General features: G+C 36.5%; 7 protein-coding genes. 2 read left to right on the plus strand and 5 right to left on the minus strand.

Annotated elements, in window-relative coordinates:
• The first annotated feature begins 102 nt into the window (after window positions 1-102).
• Window positions 103-789: a pirin family protein gene (locus UC75_RS07160; protein ID WP_049837149.1), complete on the plus strand. Its 687-nt coding sequence runs from the start codon at window positions 103-105 to the stop codon at window positions 787-789.
• Between the two features lie 35 nt (window positions 790-824).
• On the opposite strand, the gene UC75_RS22505 is transcribed toward UC75_RS07160, so the two are convergent.
• From UC75_RS22505 to UC75_RS07180, 5 genes are all read right to left on the minus strand, one after another.
• Window positions 825-1,061 carry a hypothetical protein gene (locus UC75_RS22505; RefSeq protein ID WP_128825148.1) on the minus strand — a complete coding sequence of 79 codons (237 nt, stop codon included), beginning with the start codon at window positions 1,059-1,061 and terminating at the stop codon, window positions 825-827.
• Between the two features lie 102 nt (window positions 1,062-1,163).
• Complete coding sequence (locus tag UC75_RS07165) at window positions 1,164-1,775, minus strand: M17 family peptidase N-terminal domain-containing protein (protein WP_049837150.1); 612 nt, start codon at window positions 1,773-1,775, stop codon at window positions 1,164-1,166.
• An 18-nt stretch (window positions 1,776-1,793) separates the two neighbouring features.
• A complete protein-coding gene (locus UC75_RS07170; RefSeq protein WP_049837151.1) occupies window positions 1,794-3,254 on the minus strand; it encodes an alginate export family protein in 1,461 nt (486 codons plus the stop codon).
• A gap of 109 nt (window positions 3,255-3,363) precedes the next feature.
• Window positions 3,364-4,278, minus strand: coding sequence for a hypothetical protein (locus UC75_RS07175; protein ID WP_049837152.1), 915 nt, complete (start codon window positions 4,276-4,278; stop codon window positions 3,364-3,366).
• 31 nt (window positions 4,279-4,309) lie between these two features.
• Window positions 4,310-4,741 (minus strand): DoxX family protein, encoded by a 432-nt coding sequence (locus UC75_RS07180; protein ID WP_049837153.1) that lies wholly within the window; start codon window positions 4,739-4,741, stop codon window positions 4,310-4,312.
• 276 nt (window positions 4,742-5,017) lie between these two features.
• Between UC75_RS07180 and UC75_RS07185 the strand changes: the two genes are divergently transcribed.
• Window positions 5,018-5,887, plus strand: coding sequence for a LysR family transcriptional regulator (locus tag UC75_RS07185; RefSeq protein WP_049837154.1), 870 nt, complete (start codon window positions 5,018-5,020; stop codon window positions 5,885-5,887).

Raw genomic sequence — 5,887 nt, forward strand, 5'->3', positions numbered from 1 at the left:
ATCAATTATGCAACGACATGTTGCAGTTAGCCTATTTTTCTAGCCTCTATAGAACATTAATATATTTCTCAAGAGATAAATAAAAATTTGGGAGATTAAATCATGAATACTTATCTACATCGTGGTGAAGATCGAGGACATGTAAAAGCAGGTTGGTTAGAGTCTTATCACAGCTTTTCATTTGGTAGCTGGTACGATCCTAAATATATGGGTGTTAGTGCATTACGTGTGATTAATGACGACAGAATTGATGCACATAATGGTTTTGGTACACACTCGCATGACAACATGGAAATCTTAACTTGTGTGCTAGATGGTGCTATTTCACACCGTGACACCATGGGAAATGAAGGCCAGATTAAAGCAGGTGAATGGCAACTCATGAGCGCTGGTACAGGCGTGGCCCATAGTGAAATCAATAACACTGATACACCCGTGCATCTATTACAAATCTGGATTATTCCAGACGTAAAAGAAGCTGAGCCAAATTACCAGCAAATTAGCCTTGACCCACGTAATGATCCAAATAAATGGCATTTAATTGCAGGGCCTGATGCAAATGCACCGATGCATATTCGCCAAAATACAGAGATAAAGTCAGCTGTATTGGAAAAAGGACATGAGTTAAACGTTGAGCCAGTTAAAAAATTGAACTATGTTCACGTGATTTCAGGCGTAATCCGTATTGGCGATCAAGAAGTCAAAGCTGGTGATGCTTTCGTGTTTGAAGGTAAAGCGACGATTCAGGCAACTGAAGATAGTCAATTTATCTGGTTCGATTTACCTTAAATCATTAAAAAGCCCTTTGCATAAAAGGGCTTTTTTTAATCTCCGCCGCCGCCGCTATCGCAGCTACCTGAATCTGAAGATGATGAACAATCATTTGAATAACTAGAGCTATGATGACTAGGACTACTATCGTGAAAATGATGTGTTGAAGAAGATGAATAATCGTGTTCGCCAGATGACGAATTGTTTTTTAAATTTTTGAGTAGAGCAATTAAACAGATCAGTCCAATACTAGAAAAAATTGCAATAAATATAATAATAAATAACTTCAAATAACGACCTCCTACTAAAGCATCAGAGATGTGTGTGTTCCTATTTCATTATTTAAATGAGTCATGCTGAAGAAACAAGTTGTTTTTTGATAAGTTGAAATATTAGCTATAAAAAATTTTGGTAAAAGACTTTATATATTGCTCAGCCTTAGCATCATAATTTTGAAAACCCGAATCAAATACCCATCTTTCAATTTCAGATTTTTTGACTAAATTTTGCAAATAAAGCTGATGATGTTTGTCTAATTCTTCTTTTAAACTTCTTAGCATCAGTTCATTTAAACCAGTGGGAGGATTCAGACCTGTATCTAAAATACTCGGTGCAAATGCCACACTTTTGAGTTCCAGTTGATGAGCTGTCTTTATAACAGTTTTTATCGCAGTCTCGATTCGCTCTACGGTGAAATCTTCTGGTGCCCCCATCCCAACAAGTAAAACTTTAGAGGCTTGTATGGTCGATGGCGTTTGATTTATTAAAAGAGCATCATTCAATTTCGCGCTGAACCAATTATTTTTTCGTATCAGATCTAATCTGCCATTTAGTGCTTCATCTAAATGTGCCAATCCACCCGAAAAAGAACGGTTATTCATTTCATGTTCAAAAACACAAGCACAAGAAAGTTCAACCTCGGCCGAAGCACAGTCCCAAGTCACGAGTTCGATGTCTAGATTTTGATAATGGCCAATTTTTGTTTGCTTTATATCTGTGCTCATATTTTTTCTCTTCTATTTTTACCATGCATATTTAAGTTCAAGACCTAAATAATTTGAGTCTTTACCACCTGCTTTCTTAATGGTATCTCCGACTTCAAAGTGCACTCCTTCGGCAGCAACAGACAAGTTAGCATTTATTTTTTGATCTGCTCTCAGTTGAATATATGCCCCTGTCCAACTTGAGCCTTGGCCTGCTGTGTTTGCCATGCTGTTATTACCTTGGAAATAAACTGCATCATTGGTGGTTTCACGCCACTGAAAACCTAAAGCACTTAACAGAGTAAGTTTATCTGAAGGCTTAAGTGTCAGAGATGGTTTGATGTGAATAATATTGCTGTAGCCACTGTAACCCGCCAAAGTAAAGTATGAGCCGTTTGCAAAGAGCTGATTAAAGGTATTGAGTTCATTATCATTGGCGTTTTTATCACCTGTGGCAATATCAAACTGGACGCCTAAACGCGGCAACCAAGCTTTATCAGCAAACGTGTACCCTGTAATACTACTGAGTCCCCATGCTTGTATAGATTGTCCACCAATCCTTCCATGTTGCAGCATGCCTTCAATATCCCAATCGATATTATTCTTTTTACCCATATGGCGAACGTCGTATAAGTCGCGAATTTCATTTCCCTTAACGCTTGTAAAAGATGCATTATCCCGTTCATAACGTGAGTAATAACCAGACAACTCACCTCCCCACACATTTTGTTTATCTACGCGAAAGCCACTAAAACTTAAATTACGTTTCGAGTGGTCGTTAAAAGTTGAATCTTTTTCAATTTGAACAGGTCTGGTGAGATAGCCTAAAATTCTCCAATCGCCATATTCATAACCCGACCAAATTCCATCGAAAGCTTGCCGAACGTTTGGCCCTTCGCGATTTGAAATAAAGCGTTGCAAGTCAAAAGCCATCTCTTGACGGCCTACTCTAAACTTAAAAGTTCCGTTATTTAAAGGACTCACCCAAGCAATAAAAGCTTGTTCAACATCAAGTCTATTTTGATCGGTACTGCTAATATTCTTTTTATCAAACGCTCGCGAGTCACTGAGCTGAGTAAATAATTGTAAATGATCGCCAATACGAGCATCTGCATGAACTTGTAATCTTTGAATTAAATAGCGATCGGCTTGATTATTTCCGCTGCCAAATCTCGCATTATTATTGACTTCAAAACGCTCACGAATATTCGCACCCAATGACAAATAATTATTATCGCCAAAGGGTATATATTTGAAATCATCGCCTATTTTCTTTGGTACACACGAGTTTTTTAAAACATCCCAATTTTCTTGCCAACGATTCGTTGAGATTTTTGGACGAGCTGGACATGCATTTGTATTTGCAGCCTCATTTTCCGCATGAGCAAATTCATAAAGAAATAAACTCCCCGTAAGCAAAACGCTCATTTTTATAATTTTAAGATAATTTTCTGAGGTCCTAATGCGATATTTTCTATCATTAGAAATAGGCTGAGCCATATGGTTATCCACGGTAATAAACAGGTCATTGCAGAGTTTTAGTCTTTTACACTCACATCCCCCTTAGGCCATATGAGCATTAGTTTCTATCAATCATTAAGCGAATAAATTACTTTGTAGCGGCATGAATTTCGGCAATATAACCACCCGGGAACTGTACCATCGCTGCCTCACGACCATCCGATTTATAGGTATTCACCAGTACAGATACACCTGCTTTTGTGGCTTTATCTAAAGTCTCCGATAAATTTTTGACTTCATAACCCGTCATATCGTGCCCATATGGATATGGAAGATGACCATCGGTGACCAACACTGTCATTTTGCCGAAATCAGATTCAACGCGAATACGTCTATACGTTTCATTTGGACGTCCAATCTCTACACCAGCCGCTTTAGGATTGTCTGAAACCACTTTGCCATGTGAGAAATTAACGAACTTTTTAACGAAAGAATCGGCACTTTGTTTTGAAACATAAATACGATTTTCTGGAACGGTTTCTAGTTTGCTATAGCTCGGTTTAGTCGTGTGCCAATAAAGCTGCATATTTACGCCACCCGGCCACTGGATGACTGCATCACGCCCAATTGGGTCAGGAAATGCATCAACAATTACATCTGCCCCATTTGCTTTAGCTGACTGTACTGCCGCATCCATATCTTTGACTAAATAACCTGTTCTTTCTAAACCAAACGGATGTGGAATTGGAGTTTTAAAACCAAATACAGACAGTGCTCCAACTGGAGTCAATACAAGCTGAGAAATGGTCTGGCTTGGTGTTGGCGTCACCTGAAAAACGCCCTGTTTAGATTTAGTCCCACCAAAAGTCGCGACTAAGCTGTCGGTAAATTTATCGAAGTCTTCTGGGTTAACATATACATGCGTTGTATCGTATTGAGGAGCTACACCGGGCGCTTCACTTTTTACACTGGTTGTTGTTTTGGCTAAAACTTGAGGAACAATGGCAACATTTGTGCCCACTAGCATGGTGCTTAAAAGCAAGGCTGATAATGATTTACGCATAAAAGACTCCGTAAGAATTGAGTACTACAACTTATTGTGACTTTGTTTGTTGATTAGAAAGAATGGTGACCATCACTAGAGCGGCAATGAGACCGAGGTGTTCAAAGAAACTATTAAACGTGCTAAAAAATGCCGGACCTGTGTGATTCCAAAAATCGTTGGCAACCAGCATCGCTATTGCGGTTAGACAGCCTAAAGCCCCGGCTCCTAACCAGACAAATCGATTAAAAATAACCAACAGCGAACCCACAATTTCAATCAAAATCGCTGTAAATGCCCAGAGCCAAGCAGGCTGTAAACCAAAACTCGCCTGCTCTTCAATCGCCGCATGAAATCCGATGAATTTATTAATTCCACCGACTAAATAGGCTGAAACTAATGCAAGTCGAAGAAGTGGCAGCAATCCATGAATTGATAAGATCTTTTTTACCCACACAGGATTATTATTAATTAAGTCACTCATCTATTTACCTCATTGGTATTTCGATTTTTAACAACCCTATAAAGCTATAAAAATATTAATATTTTCAAGAAATATGATTTTAATTTAGATATTTAAAATAATTATTTATATAACCCACCAAATAAATTAATTAGCAGACTATATAAAATCAAAAATAACTGTAAACTACTAGATATTTATTTAAATACAAACTGTATCCCTAAAAGATACAATGATTGATAAGTAGAACATCATAATATAGTTTAGCGAAACGCCAATTTAGCCTTTCAAAATTTAATGGATAAACTAGACTGTATTAATACTTTCATTAGTGTCGTAGAAACTGGAAACTTTAGTAATGCCTCTAGAAAATTAGGTGTTACTAGAGATCAAGTTTCTAAAAGAATCTTTTATTTAGAAAGTTTATTTAGTACCTCATTGTTTACACGTAATACCCGAAAGATGGACCTCACCCGCTCAGGGGAAAAGTTCTATCAACGTTGTAAAGTCATTGTTAAAGAATTAGATTTAGCAGCCAATGACTTCATCTACGATCAAAAGTATCCTGAAGGTATATTAAAAATTAGTGCTCCTCATGCTTTTGTACAAACATGCTTTTCAGAGATTATTTCTAATTTTTTAATTCAATATCCTAATATCGAAATTGATCTTTTATTTTCAGAAAACTCAGTTGATATCAATGAACATAAATTTGATATTATTTTAAAAATTGATGATGAAATTAAAGAGCAAGATATCTTTTTACTAGACACTTATAAAAGAAACTTTTATGCAACAACGACATTTTTAAATAAATACGGAAAACCTAAAAGCATAGAAGAATTAAGAAAATATAATATATCACTATATTCGAAATCAGATTTAAAAAATAATTTTATTGATTCAATCCCTCAACTCATTTGCAATAATATAGAAATTCTTTTAGATTTCTGCCAAAAGAATCACAGTATTTTATTTATTCCCGATTTTTTAGCAAAAAGATATGAAGATGCAGGCGTTATTATTAATTGCTCACAGGACATCTTTTCATCAACGGTTCATTTTTATGCAACCACCCCCTATGGATCAAAAATTCCCAAAAAGGTTCAGCTTTTTTTAGACTCGCTAAAGCAACATTTTCAGCCTATTACTGATAGTTCTATATAA

Source organism: Acinetobacter sp. V2 (assembly GCF_001188385.1).
Taxonomy (GTDB): domain Bacteria; phylum Pseudomonadota; class Gammaproteobacteria; order Pseudomonadales; family Moraxellaceae; genus Acinetobacter; species Acinetobacter oleivorans.

What these genes read in the sequence shown, in the direction of transcription:
- UC75_RS07160 (WP_049837149.1), top strand. Translation starts at nt 103, where the DNA reads ATGAATACTTATCTACATCGTGGTGAAGATCGAGGACATGTAAAAGCA.
- UC75_RS07165 (WP_049837150.1), bottom strand. Translation starts at nt 1,775, where the DNA reads ATGAGCACAGATATAAAGCAAACAAAAATTGGCCATTATCAAAATCTA.
- UC75_RS07175 (WP_049837152.1), bottom strand. Translation starts at nt 4,278, where the DNA reads ATGCGTAAATCATTATCAGCCTTGCTTTTAAGCACCATGCTAGTGGGC.
- UC75_RS07170 (WP_049837151.1), bottom strand. Translation starts at nt 3,254, where the DNA reads ATGGCTCAGCCTATTTCTAATGATAGAAAATATCGCATTAGGACCTCA.
- UC75_RS07180 (WP_049837153.1), bottom strand. Translation starts at nt 4,741, where the DNA reads ATGAGTGACTTAATTAATAATAATCCTGTGTGGGTAAAAAAGATCTTA.
- UC75_RS07185 (WP_049837154.1), top strand. Translation starts at nt 5,018, where the DNA reads ATGGATAAACTAGACTGTATTAATACTTTCATTAGTGTCGTAGAAACT.